We start from the raw sequence: 18,373 nt of genomic DNA, 5'->3' as shown, positions 1-18,373 counted from the left end.
CGGCGATATGCCCAACGACATCGAGATGCTGACCTGGGCCGGCTGGGGCTACGCCATGGCCGACGGCCACCCAACCACACTCGCCGCAGCCCGCGCCGTAGCTCCTGCAGTGCATGATGGGGGGATCACTGAAGCGATCCGGGCCTTCGCAGCGGCAGCACAGCGTCGCAACGACGGGGGTTCTGGCGAGATTGTCCGAATCTCCGACTAAATCTTTCGGTACCCCCGGGGTCATTTCACCTGCGCAAACAGTCATTCGCAAGGTGAATTCGACGTAAACCCACCTGCCCCAGCTTTCACTTCAGGAGCACTCAGGCTACTCTGAGACTCGTGTGTTGCGGAATGGTAACGGACTTCCTCCCGCCGAACCCGCAGCCAGCATTGACACTGAACACACCTTTGGAGTACTGACACATGACGAAAAGCAATTCGCTGCGGGCCCTGGGCCTGAGCGCTGCAATCATCGTCGGAGCAGGCGGCTCCCTCGCTGCTTCTCCGGCTTTCGCAGCCACCCCACTCGATCCAGCCTCAGCCCAGGTCGCCAAAGACGTCGAGCAGATGGGCGCCATCGGCTACGGGCCTGGCGCTGACGGAAAGCTCCTCGTGATGGTCGACGCTTCGGACAAGAAGGCCGCCTCGGCACTTTTTGCTTTCGATAAGAAGCACACGAACGTCGAACTGATCGAACTCAAAGACGGCATCAAGGCGCTGAGCGACCGTGACGTCGTCGGCGGTGCAGGCTACTACTCGAACAACTCCGGCACGGCCGGCCAAATCCAGTCTGGCTGCTCTTTTGGCTTCCCAGGCTGGAGCCCGAGCGGCGAAGAAGTGGTGATCACGGCTGGTCACTGTCACAGCACCGCAAGAGGCACCTTCGATCATGTCGGCGTGACCAACCCCAAGACCGACAAGACCGGCAGTGTTTTCAACCCGACCGAGCTCCATGAGGGCGAGATGTTCGGCAAGTTCGTCTACAGCCAGTTCGGCGGAAAGACGGACCGGTACGCCAACGAGGACGACCCGACGGTGACGGATATCGCCGTCATCAAGAAGTCGAACGATAAGTACAGCCTCAAGCCCGAGGTGACGGACTGGACGACTCAGAGCGACGGCGACCTTTCGCTGTCGACGACGAAGATCACGTCGGTTGGAACGGCCGAGCCGAAGATGAAAGTCAAGCGTTCGGGACGCACGACCGGAATGCACGAAGGCGAGGTTCTGAGCAAAGCGAACTTCAAGTTCAAGGTCGGTGACCCCGTGGACGAGAACGACACGAGCCCGAAGGTTCGCTGGGTCACTGGCTTCGTGGCCACCAACCACAGTGACCGCGGAGACTCCGGCGGCGCCTGGTACAACGACAAGGGCGAAGCTCTCGGTGTGCTGAGCGCAGGCGGCGAGCTGACGAACGGACAGCGCATTTCGCTCGCAACTGACATCAACCACGGCCTCAAGCAGACCGGTGGCTACCAGGTCCGTCTCTACGTCGAGGCGCCGAAGATCGACAACGTGACCGTCAAGCCTGGTGAGACCGTCTCGGGTACCACTGCAGCGGGCTCCAAGGCGGAAGTTGCAGCCGATAGTGCTACCAAGCCTGAGGGTTTCAAGGTCGACGGAAAACAGTTCTCGTTCACCGCTCCGGAAAAGGCCGGTGAGTACAAGTACACGTTCGTCGCTAAGAAGGGCGAGTACAACGTCTCCGAGCCGACCACGGTGACTGTCACTGTGAAGGGTGATGCTTCGCCGTCGCCGTCGCCGACCGCAACGGATGACCCGACTTCGACTCCGTCGCCGACCGCAACGGATGACCCGACTTCGACTCCGTCGCCGACCGCAACGGATGACCCGACTTCGACTCCATCGCCGACCGCAACTGAGGATCCGTCGGATGACCCGGCCGAGCGCGCTCTGTCGATCGACCCGGAGAACATCAAGGCAACCGACTTCGTCAAGAAGGACGCTGTCCAGATCGCAGCCACCGGCTGCACCCCGGGCACCGAGGCCAACCTCACGGTCAAGCCGCGCGGATCGAACGTCACCGGGCACACCGACACCGCCACGGTCGACAAGGACGGCAACGTCGCATTCTCCGTCTACGGAGAAAACTCCGACACCCCCAACGCCTACATTGGGGACTATGACGTCACCGTCGCATGCGACGGCGGCGACGACCTGACCGGCTCGTTTACCGTCACCAAGGCCGGTAGCAAGGACGACGACGGCAAGGGCGGCGGCAAGAACAAGGATGACGACAAGAAGAAGCTGCCGCGTACCGGTTCTGAAGCACTCGGCTCCCTCGGAGCTGCAGCCGCTCTCATCGCCGGTGGCGCAGGACTCTACGTCCTGGCACGTCGTCGGAAGAACTGACACCGCTGACACCGTGACTGCCTAACAGCAGACACACCAGCTGTTTCGGGCTGTGAACCACAACGGTTCACAGCCCGAATCGCATTCACAGCAGTGCCGGACACCCGCTAGCCTGGCACCATGGCACACGAACCCGGCCCGGATACCCCGAACGCCCTTTCCATGAACGACATAGCAGGCACCTGGAAGTCAGATGAGGCGGGTCAGCCCTATCTGAATTTCAACGACGAAGGTGCCGCATGGGGCACCGATGGGTGCAACGGCATCAACACCACATATTCCTTAGAAGGCTCGACAGTCACCTTCGAACCATGGATCTCCACAATGCGCGCTTGCATGGGTGTCAATGATTGGCTGCGGAACGCGCGTTTCGCCGAGGTCGACGGGGACACCATGACGGTGAGCAACCGTGCCGGCGAAGAGATCGGAACGCTGAGACGGTCTGCAGGAGACGTCAGAACCGCCTGACAATCCGCAGGCCCGCGTAGCTCCTCTCCCGGCGCCCGCATATCATGGACCACATGAGACCACTGCACACTACTGCCCTCGCCTTCGCAGGCATCAGCATGCTCCTGCTGTCCGCGTGCGGAACCGGAGGCGGCAACGGCACTGTATCCCCAACCGACTCCCCAACAGCATCTGAGCAACCCGGCAGCACCGGTGAAAACACCCCGACCGAAGATCCCACCGAGACCTCGAAAGCTCTTTCAGAAAAGGACATAGAAGGAGTCTGGGGATCAGACGAAAAAGGCGATCCGTTCCTGAATTTCAAGACCGACGGCAACGTCATCGGAACCGACGGCTGCAACGGAATTTCTACCACCTACAAGATCGACGGCGCGACCGTTACGTTGGATCCGTGGGCTTCAACAATGCGCGCCTGCGAGGGAGTGGACGACTGGCTGCAGCATGCCCGCACTCTCGAGCTCACCGATTCAAATGAGAACGCCGATGAGATGACCGTCAAGGACAAGGACGGCGAGGAGATCGGCACTCTCATCCGAGAGAAGTAACACCTTTCCGCGGCACTGCACCGCAGAACCGGACGGCCTGGACCGCTGAGCTGCCTCAGCTGTCCAGGCCGAAGTACTCCTCCAGGGCGGTCGCCAGTCCGTCCTCCGTCACCGTGCCGGTGATGACGGTGGCCCGCTCCTTGAGCGCGTCCTTCGCCTGGCCCATGGCGATGCCGTGGGCGACCCACTGCATCATCTCCATGTCGTTCATGCCATCGCCGGCGCACACGGTCTCCGACCGTGCGACGCCCAGCCGCTGGCAGACGTATTCAACGCCGCTGGCCTTCGACACACCCTCAGGTGCGATATCGAGCCAGTTCGACCAGCCGACGGAGTAGGTCACACCGTGCAGGCCGATCCGCTCGACAGCGTCGAGGAACTCCTCGTTGCTGCCGTTGAGCTCACGCATGACGATACGGGTGGCTTCCTTGTCCATGAGCTCATCGAAGCTCACGAGATTCAGCTGCTCATTCGACGCCAGCTCACCGACCGGGAACTCCCCAGACGCCCAGCGCATGAGCTCGGCGTCCTCGACCATGAACAGTGCCATCGGCAGGTGCTCGCGCATCCGCGTGAGCATCGGGCCCGGGTCGAAGGTCTCCACGTGGTGGACTTCCCAGCCGCTCTCGGCCTCCGGGGTGATCCGCACGATCACCGAACCGTTGGAGGCGATGAGGTACCCGTCACGCTGTCCGAGACGGTTGGCCACCTCGAGCGCGCCGCCGACTGAACGGCCGGTTGCAATGACGACATGGTGGCCGGCAGCCTCAGCTGCCTGGATGGCGGAGCGCACCCGATCGGTCATCATGTCGTCGTAGTCGACGATCGTGCCGTCTACGTCGAGAGCAATGATGTGGGGCTTCAATCTTCTCCTCAGTCTTCGTAGCGTGCGCCGTCCGGCCCGTAGCCCGACATGCCGCCGAGATAGGGGCGCAGCGCCGTGGGGATGCGCACCGAGCCGTCGGCCTGCTGGTGGTTCTCCAGCAGAGCGACGAGCCAGCGGGTGTTGGCCACGGTGCCGTTGAGCGTGGCGACCGGGCGGGTGCCCTTGTCGGTGCGTTCGCGGATCTTCAGGCGGCGGGCCTGGAACGTCGTGCAGTTCGACGTCGAGGTCAGCTCACGGTAGGTCTCCTGCGTCGGCACCCACGCCTCGCAGTCGTACTTCTTGGCAGCCGAATCACCGAGGTCGCCGGCAGCGATGTCGACCACCCGGTAGGGCAGCTCGCACTTGGCCAGCATCTCCTCCTGGATCGACAGCATCCGCTCATGCTCTGCCAGCGCGTCCTCCTGCTTGACGTAGGAGAACATCTCGACCTTCTGGAACTGGTGGACGCGCAGGATGCCGCGGGTGTCCTTTCCGTAGGAGCCGGCCTCACGGCGGTAGCACGGCGACCAGCCGCCGTAGCGCTTGGGCCCGCCGTCGAGGTCGAGGATCTCGTCCATATGGTAGCCGGCCAGCGGCACCTCAGAGGTGCCGACGAGGAACAGGTCGTCGGCTTCGAGGCGGTAGACCTCATCGGCGTGCTCACCGAGGAAACCGGTGCCTCCCATCACCTCGGGCTTGACCAGCGTGGGGGTGATGACAGGACTGAAACCGTGCTTCTCAGCAGTGTCGAGGCCCATCGTCAGCAGCGCCAGCTCGAGACGGGCGCCGAAGCCGGTGAGGTAGTAGAAGCGGGCACCGGAGACCTTCGCCCCGCGGGCGGTGTCGATCGCGCCGAGGCCTTCACCGATCGCGAGGTGATCCTGGGGTTCGAAGCCCTCGGCTGCGAAATCGCGCGGGGTGCCCTCACGGCGCAGCTCAACGGAGTCGTCCTCCCCGCCGGCGGGCACGCCGTCGATGATGAGATTGGGCAACTTGCGCACGAGCTTCTCGAAGGCGAAGCCGGCTTCGTCGGCATCGGCCTGCAGTGCCTTGACCTTCTCCGCTTTGCCTTTGGCCTCGGCGACGAGCCTGGCTTTGGCGTCCTTGTCCTTCTCCTTGGCGACCTGCTTGCTGAACGACTTCTGCTCAGCGCGGGCCTCCTCGAAGGACGTCAGCGCTGCGCGCCGGGCCTCGTCAGCGGCGAGGATCTCATCGACGAGTCCCGGATCCGCCTCACGGGCCTGCTGGGAGGCCTTGAACGCCTCGGGGGTTTCTCTGAGCTGCTGTAGATCGATCACACACCTAGCCTATCGCTGCGATGACAGGACGTCTCCCAGCACCCGTTCACCGGAATTTCGCCCGCTCGGGCTGAGTCAGCTGGACCGGTTCGCGGAGTAGATTGGCGTCATGGGATCTTCAACCGGAATGCTCTTCCTCCTGGCCCTCGCCGTCGTCATCCTGTGTGTCGGTCTGTTCATCGGCTACTGGCTCGGTTCCCGCTCACGTGCCGCCGATCGCCGGGCAGCGCAGCAGTCTGCAGCGGGCAGGGAGCAGCAGCTCAATGTTGAGGTCCTCACGAGCGCGGACAGCCAATCAGGCCAGAGCGCCGATATCCCGCCGAAGCCGCGCGCGGCCGTCATCATAAACCCGATCAAGGATGTGACTGGTGACTTCGCCTCGGTCGCCTCGGCGGTGTGCCGCCAGGAGGGCTGGCAGCCGCCGCTCGTCATCGAGACCACCGAGGACGATCCCGGTGAGGCGATGGCCCGCAAGGCGCTTGACGCCGGGGTCGACCTCGTCGTCGCCGCTGGCGGTGACGGCACCGTGCGCGCCGCCGCCGAGGTGCTGGCCGGCACCGACACTCCGATGGGCATCATCCCGATGGGCACCGGCAATCTGCTGGCCCGCAACATCGGCCTGCCGCTCGACCGGCAGGAATGGGCGATGCGCATCGCCCTGTGGGGCCAGGACAAGCCGATCGACATCGGTCACGCGCAGACCGCCCCCGATGGTGAGGACTATGCCTTCCTCGTCATGGCCGGGCTGGGCTTCGACGCCGCCGTCATGGCCGACACCGACTCCGACCTCAAGTCGAAGGTCGGCTGGCTGGCCTACTTCGAGGCCGGTGCCCGCAAGCTCGTCGGCTCCCCGACCCGCGTGACGATCACCGTCGACGGCGTGCAGGCGCTGCGGGCCAAAGTCCGCTCGGTGGTGGGCGGCAACTGCGGCAAGATCCAAGGCGGCATCGTCCTCATGCCCGAGGCCGACATCACCGACGGCATCCTCGATCTCCTCGTCGTCGCCCCGAAGAACGCCCTCCAGTGGATCGGTGTGGCCGCCTCGGTGTTCTCCCGCCAGAAGCGCAAGGGCCTGCACACGCAGATTCTGCGCGGCGAGTCCGTCGTCATCGAATGCGAAGAGGAGATCGATATGCAGCTCGACGGCGACCCGCTCGGCGAGACGAACTACCTGGCGATGCAGGTCGAGCACCACGGACTCATCGTGCGCACGCCGACGCGTGAGCAGACCCGCCTCATCCGGCAGGAGGGGTGGCCGCTGCCCGTCGCCTGAGGCCTCTTCCCCTCAAGGGAACCTGGGTATATCCAGAGTATCCGGTCGCCCGGCTTGAAAGGCACGCCATGGGACTCCCTCGCATCTGCGCAGCGGTCCTCGTCGCCTTCGCCATGTCCGCAGGCGTGTCCCCGGCATTCGCCCAGCCGCTCGGGGGCCCGGAGCAGCAGCCCGGCAACCACGTCGCGGAAGCGATCACCGTGCCGACGCCGACATCATCGCCCTCGACCTCGGCCGGCACCCAGCAGCACCCGGCCGGGGAGCCGAGCAGCGAAGCGCCGTCCGAGACCCCGAGCAGCGATACCGAGATGCCGCAGACCACTGAGTTCGTCCGCGAGGACGCCGTCGTCATCTCCGCTGCAGGCTGCGCGCCGAACACGGAGGCGACGATGACCGTCGTCCCGCAGGGCATGAACGTCGGCAACTACTCCGAGATGACGATGGTCGACGCCGACGGGACGGTCGGCTTCACCGTCACGGCTGACGCTGCGCCGAGCGCGGAGCCGCGCACCAACCCCGGCGGGCAGGAGGACCGCGGCACCCGGCTGCCGCGCACAGGCAGCGATCTGCTGGCCGCGGCCGCCGGAGCGATCCTGCTGACCGTCGGCACCGCCTCGGTGATGTTCACCCGCCGCCGCGACTGACAGCCGCAGAGCCGGCGGGCGAGTCGGAATCTGAGTCCCAGCTGTGAGAGTTCGCGCTGGATTCACCTGGCCGACGACAAGCGGATGCCTGGGTCGGGTTCTCTTGAACGGAACCGTCTCTGCTTCTGTGAGGTAATTGTGAAGACCCGTCTCTCTGCTCTGTCGCTGCGCGGCCTCGCCGCCGGTGCGGCTGCGCTGCTCCTCGCCGGTGCCGGCGCCGCCACCGCTGCACCCGCGCACGCCGCCAGCCCGTCCATCGACATGCCCTACCCGGTCCCGGTCTCCGACCTCGCCGACGGCATCCCGGTCACCGTCAACACCGACCCGAACGCCGAGGTCGATGTGAAACAGATCAGCGGAATGCTCAGGGGGCCCAGCATCACGCTGCCGATCAAGGACGTCGACCGCTTCGACGGCAAGGCTGACGCGTCTGGCAAGTACACGTTCACCCTCAAGCCCAGCGACGAGTTCATCGATACGTTCAAGCCCGAACGCAGCACCACCCTCGGTAAGTTCGAGCCGAACGACGCTCTTATCGTGCAGTTGTCCACCGCTAAGAAGAACACGAGCAAGGTAACGGTGGTGACCTACGACTCCGGGCAGATCGACGGCCCGGAGACTGCCACGGTTGCCGAGGCGAAGGCCGGCATGGAGTTCTCCGTCAAGGACGGACCGGCAGAGGGCTACAGCTACGCCCCGTCGGCCGCACTCGGCGACAAGCCGATCGACGAGGTCGCACCGGCGAAGGTCGGGCCTGAGGAGAAGTTCACCGTCACCGCGCCCGATTCGGTCGCTGTCGGCGATGAGATCACGGTCAGCGTCGAGACGAACAAGGACAGCAACCAGCAGCCAGACATGCTGCCGGTGAAGGCGCACACGGTGCGCATCGTCAAGGAACCGACCGAGGACCCGACCGAGGTTCCCACGGACGACCCGACCGAGGTTCCCACGGACGACCCGACCGAGGTTCCCACCGAGGATCCGACGCAGAAGCCGACCGACGACCCGAGCACTCCTGCCGAGCGCACGCTGACCGTTGACCCTGAGCGCATCTCGCCGGCCGACTTCGTCAAGGAAGGCGCCGTCACCATCACCGCCACCGGGTGCGAGCCCGGTTCGGAGGCGAAGCTGACCGTCACCCCGAAGAACGACACGATCGGCACCCACGTCGACACCGCCAAGGCCGGTGACGACGGAGCCGTCTCGTTCTCCGTCTTCGGTGACAACCCCGCAGCCGCGAAGTCCTACATCGGCGACTACGACGTCGTCGTCTCCTGCGCCGGTGGAGATGACCTCACCGGTTCGTTCACCGTCGGTGAAGGCGGCAAGGATGATGACGGCAAGGGCGGCAATGACAAGAACAAGGACGACGGCAAGCGCGGCGACCGTCTGCCGCGCACCGGTGCCGAGCTCACCGCCGCAGGCGCTGGTCTGGCGCTGCTGGCTGTCGGTGCCGCCGGAGTCATGCTGACCCGTCGCCGCAGCTGAACCTGCAGCATCATGTGAATATCACCCCCGGCGGTCTCACTGCCGGGGGTGATGTGTTCCACACACTCTGACCGGGCCGAATGCTCGCAGCCGGACACCTGCGCCCGATACCCTGGAAGAGGACGCAGCGCGCTGACGCCCATCGCCGAGATGAAGAGATCCCTGCCATGACCGATCACCCAACCTCAGACCAGGCCGCATCGCGCTTCTCGACTCTGCGCTCCCGAGCCGAGAAGCGCTCGAAGCAGCAGGCCGAAGCCCGCGCCGACCGGCAGGCCGTCGAAGAGCACGGCGGCGGCTCGAGCACTGCGAGCACGAAGCACCACGACGGATTCTTCGCCCACCTCGGGCTCAAGCCGATCTGGTTCGCCGCCGCCTGGATCGCCCTCATCGTCGTCCTGCTGTTGCCTGGCGATCCCGGGCTCGGTGTGGCCGGTCAGCGGGCGCTGGCGATCCTCGCCTTCGCCGTCATCCTGTGGGTCTCCGAAGCCGTGACCTATCCGGTCTCCTCCGTCATCATCATCGGCCTGACCGCGATCCTGCTCGGCTTCGCCCCAGCGTTGGAAGAAGGCGCGGGCCCCGAGCCGATGGGCTCGACTGAGGCGCTGAAACTCGGCCTGGCCGGCTTCGCCTCCCCGGCCGTCGCGCTGGTGGCAGCCGCGCTCGCGCTCGCTGCGGCGATGCAGGCGACCGGACTGCACAAGCGGCTGGCGCTGTGGGTGCTGCGGTTCGCCGGTGAGAAGACCAGCAGCATCCTCATCGGTGCGATCGTCATCTCGATCGTGCTCGCGTTCTTCGTCCCGTCTGCCACCGCTCGCGCCGGGGCCGTGGTGCCGATCCTCCTCGGCATGGTCGCCGCGTTCGGCCTGGCGAACAACTCGAAGCTCGGCGCACTCCTCGTCATCGCCGCCGCGCAGGCGGTCTCGATCTGGAACGTCGGGATCAAGACGGCTGCCGCGCAGAACTTCGTGGCCACCGGTTTCATCTCCTCGGAGATGGGCGTCGACGTCGCCTGGGGCTCGTGGTTCCTGTGGGCAGCCCCATGGTCGGTGCTCATGTCCATCACCCTGTACTTCGTCATGCGCTGGGCGATCAAGCCCGAGGCCGACACGATCGACGGCGGCCGCGAGATGATCCGCCAGAACCTCTCCGATCTCGGCCCGATCACCGCCCGCGAGATCCGCCTCATCATCATCGCCGTGCTGCTGCTGATCCTGTGGTCGACTGAGGAGTTGCTGCACCCGTTCGACTCCTCGACGGTGACGATCGTCGCGATCGCGGTGATGCTCACCCCGAAGATCGGCGTGTTCTCCTGGAAGGCCGTCGAGAAGCTCATCAACTGGGGCACACTCGTCGTCTTCGCCGTCGGCATCTCGCTCGGCTCCCTGCTGCTCAAGACCGGCGCTGCCGCGTGGCTGTCGTCGAAGACCTTCGGGGCGGTCGGCCTGTCGGAGATGCCGATGCTGGCGATCATCGCCGTCGTGTCGGTGTTCACCATCCTCATCCACCTCGGCTTCGCCTCAGCGACCTCGCTGGCCTCGGCCCTCATCCCGGTCTTCATCGCCTTGGCGATGAGCCTGCCGGGTGCGGCTCAGGGCGGGTTCGGCTTCGTCATCATCCAGCAGTTCGTCATCAGCTTCGGCTTCCTGCTGCCGATCTCGGCACCGCAGAACATGCTCGCCTACGGCACCGGCGCGTTCACCGCCAAGCAGTTCCTCAAGACCGGCGTCCCGCTCACCATCGCCGGCTACCTGTATGTGCTGCTGCTGTCGGCAACGTACTGGAAGTGGCTGGGACTCCTCTGAGGGCTCAGGTTCACGCAGGCGCGGGCCGAGGTGGGACGTTAAGCTGAGGACATGGCATTCGATGCAGATCAGCTTCAACGCGACCTCGACCTGCGACTCCTCGGCGAGCAGTTCTTCCTGCAGGCACTCGACCAGCTCTCCCGCGCCGATCTCGACCAGCCCTCATCGCTGCCCGGCTGGACCCGCAAGCACGTTGCAGCACACGTCATCCACAACGCCGAGGCGTTCATGCGACTGCTCGAATGGGCCCGGACCGGTGAGGAGAACCGGATGTACCCCTCGCGGCAGGCCCGCGATGAGGAGATCGACTCGACTGTCGCCCACACCTCCAACGGCGATGTCATGACGATGGCCCATGAGGTCGTCGACGAGCTCAGCGACGAGTTCGACGACATGAACGATGAGGCCTGGAACGCAACAGTCGTCAACGGGCAGAGCAAGGACATCCAGGCCGCGCAGATCCCCTGGGCGCGGGCGCGGGAGGCCTGGATGCACTCCCTGGACCTCAACATCGGGATGACGACCCTCGACTTCCCGGCCGCGCTCGTCAACGCACTGCTCGATGAGATCACCGACACGTGGATCGCCCGCGACGAACCGGTCAACTACAAGCTCAACATCACCGACCGTGACAACTCCCCGCGCATGGTCGTCGCCGGGCCGGAAGACACGCGTCCAGCTGAGCCGATCGAGGTGACCGGCGAGGCCGCCGAGATCGTCTCCTATCTCACCGGGCGCGGCTGGCCGAACTCCGGACTCGAGGACAACGACAAGGGCGCCTCGGGAACGGCGACTCCACAGGACCTCCCTGAGCCGCCGCCCTGGATCTAGCACCGACAACGACGAGGAAGAGGACGAGCGTCATGAGCTACCCACCCCAGCCGCCCCCGCCGAACGGCCCGCCAGCAGGCGGTCCGCCTCCGGGAGGTCAGCAGCCTCCGGGTGGCCAGCCGCCGGCACCGCAGTTCGGCAGCCAGGCACCTCAACCAGGGCAGCAGCCGCCGCAGTACCCCGGCCACCAAGGTCAGCAGGGGCAGCCGCCGCCGCAGTACCCCGGCCAGGCGCCGCAGTACGGTGGCCAAGATCCGTATGCCACCGGCACCGGTGCCCCGAAGCCGAAGTCGAAGATGCCGCTGATCGGCAAGATCCTGACATTCATCGGCGCCGGCATCCTCGCACTCACCATCATCGGCGGCATCATCATGACGATCGCCGGCGCCTCGTCCCTGTCAGGGTTCTCCGATGAGGCGATCCGCGTCAACGGCACCACGAACCAGTTCTTCGAAGCGGAATCGGAGTGGCAGGTCTACGTGCCAGAGGACTCCGGATTCACCAGCTGCACGATCACCGGGCCCACCCCGGTGAGCAAGGGAACGAATCAGACGTCGTCCTACTCCTTCGATGGCAGGACCTATGAGTCGATCGACGGATTCTCGGTCCAGGAAGCGGGCACCTACTCGATCACATGCAACCAACCCGATGTCATCATCGCCCCACCCCTGTCGGTCGGCGGGATCTTCTCCACCGTCGGCGGCATTCTCATCGCAGTGTTCGGCGGCCTGCTCGGCGTGGGATTGACGATTCTCGGCATCGTCCTGTGGATCGTCGGCCGGAAGCGAGCACAGCGGGCATGACCGAAACACCAGTTCGACAAGGTCCGCCGGAAGCGGCGGCAGCACCGCAGCCGATCCGGCCTGCCGGTGCTGTCGTCCGCTGCGCGGTCGTGTTCGGGTTCATCTTCTGCTGGGTGATCGCCGGGTCGTTCTTCACCACTGCGCTGACCGAAACGCCCGGCCACTGGGTGCCGTGGGCGTGTGCCGCGCTCACCGCTGGCCTCACCGCGGTGACGCTCACCCGGCTGCGGTGGACGGCGGCACTCGTGCTCTCCGGGCCGGCTGCCGTGCTGCTCAGCTGGTTCGCACTGGCCCCGCTGTTTCTCGACACCATCATCTGAGGCAATCTGTCCGGGCCGTACAGCCCAGACAGCGCAAGCGGCGCCCAGCTCAGAAGCTGGGCGCCGCTTCGCATGGTCAGGTGCGAAACCTCACCGTCGATCGCCTCGCAGGCTGCCGCTTCACCGGCGGCGGTAGAGGAGGATGTCGCGGGAGGCGCGATCGGCCTCGCTGCCGCCGGGGCGGGCGCTGGCTGCTGAGGGAAGAGCCCCGGCGATCCGCACCCGCGGGCGCCTGCCGTGCATGACGGAGACGATGTCGCCGCTCTGCCCGGCGGCGAAGACCCGTGATTCGGCCTGCACGCGCTGCCGCAGTCCCTCGATCTGCTGGCGCAGCTCGTGGACGGCGGCATGCGCCTGGGTCGCGGCGTCGCGGGCCTCGTCGAGGTCGCGGCGCAGCGCGAGGATCTCCTTGATGCCGGCGAGGTTGATGCCGTCTTCCTTGCTCAGCTTCTGAATCAGCCGCAGCCGCTCGATGTCGCGCGGTGAGTAGCGCCGCCCGGCACCGGCGGTGCGCTTGGGCACCACCAGGCCCATCCGGTCGTACTGCCGCAGCGTCTGCGGGTGCATGCCCGCCAGCTCAGCGGCGACGGAGATGACGTAGACGGCGGCTGTCGCTCCGATGTTCATCGTCGCTCACCCCGCTCATCTCTCCCGGGCCCGATCGAGCAGCCCGGCTCGCGGATCCTCACCGCTGGTCGCCTCACGGAAGGCCTCGACCGCCTCCTTGGCTGTGGGCGTCAGGTTCTGCGGAACGGCGATCTCGACGGTCACCAACAGGTCACCGGTGAGCTTCTTCGTCTCGATGCCCTTGCCGCGCACCCGCAGGGTGCGGCCCGACGGCGTTCCGGCCGGGATCTTCACCCGCACCGGCATCCCGCCGAGCGTCGGGACCTCGACCTCGGCGCCGAGGGCAGCCTCGTCGAAGGTCACCGGCAGTGTCATCCGCAGGTTCGCGCCGTCGCGGGTGAACACCGGGTGGGGTTCGACCTGCACGGTGAGGATGACATCACCGGACTCGCCGCCGTTGGGGCTGGCCTTTCCCTTGCCACGCAGGCGGATCTTCTGCCCGTCCTTGACGCCTGCCGGGGTGCGCACGGTCAGCGGCTTACCGCCGGGCATCGACAGCTTGACCGTCGCACCCTTGGCGGCTTCAGTGAAGGACAGCGTCGTGTTCGCCTTGATGTCCCCGCCCTTGACCGGGCCGGTGGAGAAGCCGCCGCCGTAGGGGCTGTCATACGGGCTGCCGCCGTAGGAGCCGCCGAATCCGCCGAACAGATCAGCGAACTCCGGCGGGATGTCCCCGCCTGCCGAACCGGCCGGCCCGCCGCCGGGGCTGCGGGTGGTGTAGCGGGTGCGTGTGCTCCCGCCTCCGGTGTTGAACAGGCCGGAGAAGATGTCCTCGAACCCGCCGGCACCGCCGGGTCCGCCGGCACCGGCGGAGAACCGGGCGCCGCCGCGGCCCATTGCCCGCACCTGGTCGTACTGCTCGCGGGTCTCCTTGTCAGACAGCACCTGGTTGGCCTGCCCGATCTGCTTGAACTTCTCCTCTGCGGCCTTGTCACCGGGGTTGGTGTCCGGATGGTACTTCCGGGCCAGCTTCCGGTAGGCCTTCTTGATCTCGGACTGCGAGGCGTCCTTGGAGACGCCGAGGATCTGGTAGTAGTCCGTGTCGAACCATTCGTTCTGAGGTCCGGAGTTCACCTGGCACCTCCTTTCCGGCTCGCGCCGTCATCGTGTGTCGTGTGTGTCTGGATGTCTGTCCCTGTCTGCTGTGCGGCAGCCGCGGCTGCCGGTCTGTCGTTCCTCACGCACCGCATGCGCAGGCCGTCTGCCTGCCCATCCGGTCCGTGCCCGAGGCGGTGGCCGCCTCGGGAACGGAATCCGCAGCTCATGCTGCGGCCGGCTCATGCCGGGTGCCGGCTGTGCAGATCAGTCTGCCGGAGCCTGCACGCCGACGCGGGCGGCGCGCAGCACCCGCTCGCCGAGCATGTAGCCCGGCTGCATGACGAGGAACACCGTGGGTGTTTCGACCTCGTCGCTGGGCTGCTGCATGAGCGCTTCGTGGATGTTGGCGTCGAACTCCTCACCGACCTCGCCGTACTGCGTGACGCCGAGCTTGGCGAGCGTGTCGAAGAGCTTCGTCACATGCGTGTCGAAGGGGCCCTCGACGTCGCCGTTCTCACGCGCCAGGCGGACCTCGTCGAGCACCGGGAAGAGCGCCTCGACGACGCTGGCGACCCCGGCCTCCTTCGCACGGTCGCGTTCGCGCTCCGAGCGCATCCGGTAGGCGGCGTATTCGGCGTTGATCCGCTTGAGGTGGTCGAGCAGCTCGGCCTCGGTGTCGTTGGCCGGGCTGACGTTCTCGGGATCGAGTGCGCCATCCTCTGCCTCCGCACCCGAGGTGGCAGGCGCCTCGGCCTGCGCGGTTCCCTGAGCCTGCTCGGTTCCCTGAGCCTGCTCGGTTCCCTCAGCCTGATCGGCTGCCTGGGCGGCCGGGTCGGTCTGAGCGGCCGGTTCGCCGCCGGTGGCGACCGCCGGGCCGTCGCTGTCGAGACGGCCCTCGGCTGCTGCGGCCTGCGCCTGCTCCTGAGCCTCGCTCGGCTCAGCGGCCTCGGCGGCCCCGGAGCCGGCCTGGGGCGTACGCACCTGGCCGGTCTCCGGGTCCACCCGACGCTTGTCGGTGAATGAGAAGCCCTGGTCAGGATTCTCGGCGGACATCACTTCTTCTCCTCGTCCTCATCGACCACTTCGGCGTCGACGACGTCGTCCTCAGTCGCGTCCGAACCGGCGTCAGCCGATCCCTCAGCGCCGGCACCGGCGTCAGCGGCACCGTCCTGGCCCTGCGAGTACAGTGCCTCGCCGAGCTTCGTCTGGGACTGGCTGAGCTTCTCGACGGCGGTCTTGACCGCGTCGTCGTCCTCGCCCTTGAGCGCTTCCTTCAGGGCATCGACGTCGCCCTGCACCTCGGACTTGACGTCCTCGGGCAGCTTCTCGTCGTTGTCCTTGATGAGCTTCTCGGTCTGGTAGGCGAGGTTCTCGGCCATGTTGCGGGTGTCAGCGGCCTCGCGGCGCTTCTTGTCCTCGTCGGCATGCTCTTCGGCCTCGCGGACCATCCGGTCGATGTCCTCCTGCGGGATCGCCGAGCCGCCGGTGATCGTCATCGACTGCTCCTGGCCGGTGCCCTTGTCCTTGGCGGACACGTGCACGATGCCGTTGGCGTCGATGTCGAAGGACACCTCGATCTGCGGCATGCCGCGCGGTGCCGGGGCGATGCCGGTGAGCTCGAAGGTGCCCAGCGGCTTGTTGTCCCGGGTGAACTCGCGCTCGCCCTGGAAGACCTGGATCGACACGGAGGGCTGGTTGTCCTCAGCGGTGGTGAAGGTCTCGGACTTCTTCGTCGGGATCGGGGTGTTGCGCTCGATGAGCTTCGTCATCACACCGCCCTTGGTCTCCAGACCGAGGGACAGCGGGGTGACGTCGATGAGCAGCACGTCCTTGCGCTCACCCTTGAGGACACCGGCCTGCACGGCGGCGCCGATCGCGACGACCTCATCGGGGTTGACGCCCTTGTTGGGCTCCTTGCCGCCGGTGAGCTCCTTGACGACCTCGGCCACAGCCGGCATGCGGGTCGAACCGCCGACGAGCACGACGTGGTCGATCTCGTCGACCGAGATGCCGGCATCGGCGATGACGGCCTTGAACGGAGCCTTCGTACGCTCGAGGAGATCCTTGGTGAGGTCCTCGAATTTCGCGCGGGTGAGGGTCTCATCCAGGTGGACGGGACCGTTGTCGCTCATCGACAGGTACTGCAGCGAGATATTCGTGCTCGTCGCCGAGGACAGCTCCTTCTTCGCCTGCTCCGCGGCCTCTTTGAGGCGCTGGATGGCGGCGGCGTCCTTGGTCAGATCGACGCCGTAGCCGTTCTTGACCTGGCTGACGAGCCAGTCGACGATCTTCTGATCCCAGTCGTCGCCGCCGAGCTCGTTGTCACCGGAGGTGGCGCGGACCTGGATGGTCGAGAAGTCATCGTCATCCTTGCCGACTTCGAGCAGGGACACGTCGAAGGTGCCGCCGCCGAGGTCGAAGACGAGGATGAGCTCGTCCTCCTTGCCGCGCTCGAGGCCGTAGGCCAGTGCGGCGGCAGTGGGCTCGTTGATGATGCGCAGGACGTTGAGGCCTGCGATCTTGCCGGCGTCCTTGGTGGCCTGGCGCTGCGAGTCGTTGAAGTAGGCCGGGACGGTGATGACGGCGTCGGTGACCTCTTCCTGCAGGTACTCCTCAGCATCGTGCTTGAGCTTCTGCAGGATGCGGGCGGAGACCTCGGGGGCGGTGAGGGTCTTGCCGTCGAGTTCAGTGGTCCAGTCGCTGCCCATGTGGCGCTTGACCGAGGCGACGGTGTTCTTGACATTGAGCACGGCCTGGCGCTTGGCGATCTCACCGACGAGGGAGTCGCCGTTCTTGCTCACCGCCACGACCGAGGGGGTGGTGCGGCCGCCTTCTGCGTTGGCGATGACCTTGGGGTCACCGCCTTCGAGCACGGCCACGACCGAGTTGGTGGTGCCGAGGTCGATTCCTACTGCACGAGCCATAGTGTTTCTCCTTTTCTTGTGAGTCAGGCCCAACCCGGCTGACGCCGGTGTTGAGTGCATCTGACTCAAGTCTTGTCACGCTGAATTCGAGTGTCAAACCCAGCATCATGAAAGTTGCGTACACCAGACTCAACTTTGCTGGAGGGGAGATTATTCCACCGGCAGGCAGATTTCTTTCAGCGCTCCCCGTCGCGCTCTGCGCCATCCCGGCGCGCCAGGCGTTCCAGCCGGTCGCGTGCGCGGGCGAGCCGCTCATCCTCGGTCAGCTCCCACCACGGGGTGCCGCGCTCACCGAGGCCCTCTTTGGCCCAGGTGACGCGCTGCCGCAGCGCTGCGGTCTGCTCATCGGTCAGCTGGCGCCGGCGGGAGAGCTGCGAGCGGGCCGTGCCGAGGGCGCTCAGCAGCGGGGCGATCAGTTCCTCAGGCAGCACAGGATCCTGGGCTCGCCAGCGCCTGCCCTTGACGATGATGTAGCGGCCGTCTGCAGTCCGCTCCGGAGCGCTCACCAGCGGCTCCACGCACTGGCGCGGCCCACCTCGGCGCGGCCCACCTCGGCGCCGGGCCGCCGCGGGACTGCCGGTGCTAGGACGAACCGGGCGGCCATCAGATGCCTCCCGGCAGGGAGGCACCTAGGGCGTGTCTGGCAAAGTTTACGGTTGGTTTCTGAAACTCTTGAGTCATGTCTCGATTCCAGCTGCTCACTGATGACCAATGGGCTCTCATCGCTGACTACCTGCCAGCACCAACAGGCAAGCGCGGACGCCCCTTCTCCGATCCCAGGCAGATGATCGAAGGCATCATCTACCGCTACCGCACCGGCATCGCCTGGCGCGACCTGCCCGAGACCTTCGGCAAATGGCAGACCGTGTGGACCTGGCACCGTCGCTTAGCCTCTGACGGCACCTGGGATGCCATCCACCAGGCGCTGACAGACTTTGCGGCGAAGAATGACAAGGTCGACTTCACCGTCTCAGCCGACTCCACGATCGCTCGTGCTCACCAGCACGCAACGAACATCAGCCGCGTAAAAAAGGGACTCGTCGAATTACAAGGATCTGCTGACCGAGTCGCCTGACCACG

At 66.0% G+C, this 18,373-nt stretch carries 18 protein-coding genes and 1 pseudogene; 12 read left to right on the top strand and 7 right to left on the bottom strand.

The genetic code is table 11. The annotated features are described in order from the left end of the window. The 4 genes from ACFFN1_RS04135 to ACFFN1_RS04120 all read left to right on the top strand — a co-directional run. On the top strand, positions 1 to 211 hold a 211-nt coding region (locus ACFFN1_RS04135), incomplete at its 5' end, for an HAD hydrolase family protein (protein ID WP_376838874.1). A 203-nt stretch (positions 212 to 414) separates the two neighbouring features. Then, positions 415 to 2,364 carry a trypsin-like serine protease gene (locus tag ACFFN1_RS04130; protein ID WP_376838873.1) on the top strand — a complete coding sequence of 650 codons (1,950 nt, stop codon included), beginning with the start codon at positions 415 to 417 and terminating at the stop codon, positions 2,362 to 2,364. 120 nt (positions 2,365 to 2,484) lie between these two features. Continuing rightward, positions 2,485 to 2,832, top strand: a complete 348-nt coding sequence (locus tag ACFFN1_RS04125; RefSeq protein ID WP_376838871.1) for an META domain-containing protein — start codon at positions 2,485 to 2,487, stop codon at positions 2,830 to 2,832. 53 nt (positions 2,833 to 2,885) lie between these two features. After that, the gene (locus tag ACFFN1_RS04120) at positions 2,886 to 3,377 is read left to right on the top strand and encodes an META domain-containing protein (protein ID WP_376838870.1); all 492 of its coding nucleotides are present in this window, start codon (positions 2,886 to 2,888) and stop codon (positions 3,375 to 3,377) included. Between the two features lie 55 nt (positions 3,378 to 3,432). On the opposite strand, the gene ACFFN1_RS04115 is transcribed toward ACFFN1_RS04120, so the two are convergent. Further along, positions 3,433 to 4,242 carry an HAD family hydrolase gene (locus ACFFN1_RS04115; RefSeq protein WP_376838868.1) on the bottom strand — a complete coding sequence of 270 codons (810 nt, stop codon included), beginning with the start codon at positions 4,240 to 4,242 and terminating at the stop codon, positions 3,433 to 3,435. 8 nt (positions 4,243 to 4,250) lie between these two features. Further along, the gene (gene serS / locus ACFFN1_RS04110; protein WP_376838866.1) at positions 4,251 to 5,540 is read right to left on the bottom strand and encodes a serine--tRNA ligase; all 1,290 of its coding nucleotides are present in this window, start codon (positions 5,538 to 5,540) and stop codon (positions 4,251 to 4,253) included. 109 nt (positions 5,541 to 5,649) lie between these two features. On the opposite strand from serS, the gene ACFFN1_RS04105 reads away from it, so the two are divergent. The 7 genes from ACFFN1_RS04105 to ACFFN1_RS04075 all read left to right on the top strand — a co-directional run bounded on the left by ACFFN1_RS04105 (position 5,650) and on the right by ACFFN1_RS04075 (position 12,704). Then, complete coding sequence (locus ACFFN1_RS04105; RefSeq protein WP_376838864.1) at positions 5,650 to 6,813, top strand: diacylglycerol/lipid kinase family protein; 1,164 nt, start codon at positions 5,650 to 5,652, stop codon at positions 6,811 to 6,813. A 68-nt stretch (positions 6,814 to 6,881) separates the two neighbouring features. Further along, positions 6,882 to 7,457, top strand: coding sequence for a hypothetical protein (locus ACFFN1_RS04100; RefSeq protein ID WP_376838863.1), 576 nt, complete (start codon positions 6,882 to 6,884; stop codon positions 7,455 to 7,457). A 138-nt stretch (positions 7,458 to 7,595) separates the two neighbouring features. After that, entirely contained in the window at positions 7,596 to 8,945 is a 1,350-nt protein-coding gene (locus ACFFN1_RS04095; RefSeq protein WP_376838861.1) for a PT domain-containing protein, read from the top strand. A gap of 167 nt (positions 8,946 to 9,112) precedes the next feature. Next, on the top strand, positions 9,113 to 10,750 hold the full coding sequence (locus ACFFN1_RS04090) for an SLC13 family permease (protein WP_376838859.1): 1,638 nt from the start codon (positions 9,113 to 9,115) through the stop codon (positions 10,748 to 10,750). A gap of 51 nt (positions 10,751 to 10,801) precedes the next feature. Beyond that, positions 10,802 to 11,581: a maleylpyruvate isomerase family mycothiol-dependent enzyme gene (locus tag ACFFN1_RS04085; RefSeq protein ID WP_376838857.1), complete on the top strand. Its 780-nt coding sequence runs from the start codon at positions 10,802 to 10,804 to the stop codon at positions 11,579 to 11,581. A gap of 32 nt (positions 11,582 to 11,613) precedes the next feature. Then, positions 11,614 to 12,384 (top strand): hypothetical protein, encoded by a 771-nt coding sequence (locus ACFFN1_RS04080; protein WP_376838855.1) that lies wholly within the window; start codon positions 11,614 to 11,616, stop codon positions 12,382 to 12,384. Further along, positions 12,381 to 12,704 (top strand): hypothetical protein, encoded by a 324-nt coding sequence (locus ACFFN1_RS04075; protein ID WP_376838854.1) that lies wholly within the window; start codon positions 12,381 to 12,383, stop codon positions 12,702 to 12,704. The genes ACFFN1_RS04080 and ACFFN1_RS04075 overlap by 4 nt, the downstream gene beginning before the upstream one ends. A 120-nt stretch (positions 12,705 to 12,824) precedes the next feature. On the opposite strand, the gene ACFFN1_RS04070 is transcribed toward ACFFN1_RS04075, so the two are convergent. The 5 genes from ACFFN1_RS04070 to ACFFN1_RS04050 form a co-directional block, all read right to left on the bottom strand. After that, positions 12,825 to 13,331, bottom strand: coding sequence for a heat shock protein transcriptional repressor HspR (locus tag ACFFN1_RS04070; RefSeq protein ID WP_191727365.1), 507 nt, complete (start codon positions 13,329 to 13,331; stop codon positions 12,825 to 12,827). A 15-nt stretch (positions 13,332 to 13,346) separates the two neighbouring features. Continuing rightward, positions 13,347 to 14,405, bottom strand: a complete 1,059-nt coding sequence (locus tag ACFFN1_RS04065; RefSeq protein ID WP_376838852.1) for a DnaJ C-terminal domain-containing protein — start codon at positions 14,403 to 14,405, stop codon at positions 13,347 to 13,349. Positions 14,406 to 14,633: 228 nt separating this feature from the next. Then, positions 14,634 to 15,422 carry a nucleotide exchange factor GrpE gene (locus ACFFN1_RS04060; protein WP_376838850.1) on the bottom strand — a complete coding sequence of 263 codons (789 nt, stop codon included), beginning with the start codon at positions 15,420 to 15,422 and terminating at the stop codon, positions 14,634 to 14,636. After that, positions 15,422 to 17,293, bottom strand: coding sequence for a molecular chaperone DnaK (gene dnaK, locus ACFFN1_RS04055; protein ID WP_376838848.1), 1,872 nt, complete (start codon positions 17,291 to 17,293; stop codon positions 15,422 to 15,424). Before dnaK ends, ACFFN1_RS04060 begins: the two co-directional genes overlap by 1 nt. A 176-nt stretch (positions 17,294 to 17,469) precedes the next feature. Next, entirely contained in the window at positions 17,470 to 17,799 is a 330-nt protein-coding gene (locus ACFFN1_RS04050; protein ID WP_376838846.1) for a biopolymer transporter Tol, read from the bottom strand. 173 nt (positions 17,800 to 17,972) lie between these two features. Here ACFFN1_RS04050 and ACFFN1_RS04045 point away from each other — a divergent pair. After that, positions 17,973 to 18,373 (top strand): annotated as a pseudogene (locus ACFFN1_RS04045) (IS5 family transposase); the annotation flags it as partial.

Origin of the sequence: Brevibacterium otitidis (genome assembly GCF_042429315.1) — a bacterium.
Classification (GTDB): Bacteria; Actinomycetota; Actinomycetes; order Actinomycetales; family Brevibacteriaceae; genus Brevibacterium; species Brevibacterium otitidis.
Note: the sequence above shows the minus strand (reverse complement) of the source record. Positions and strands in the feature narration are given on the sequence as shown.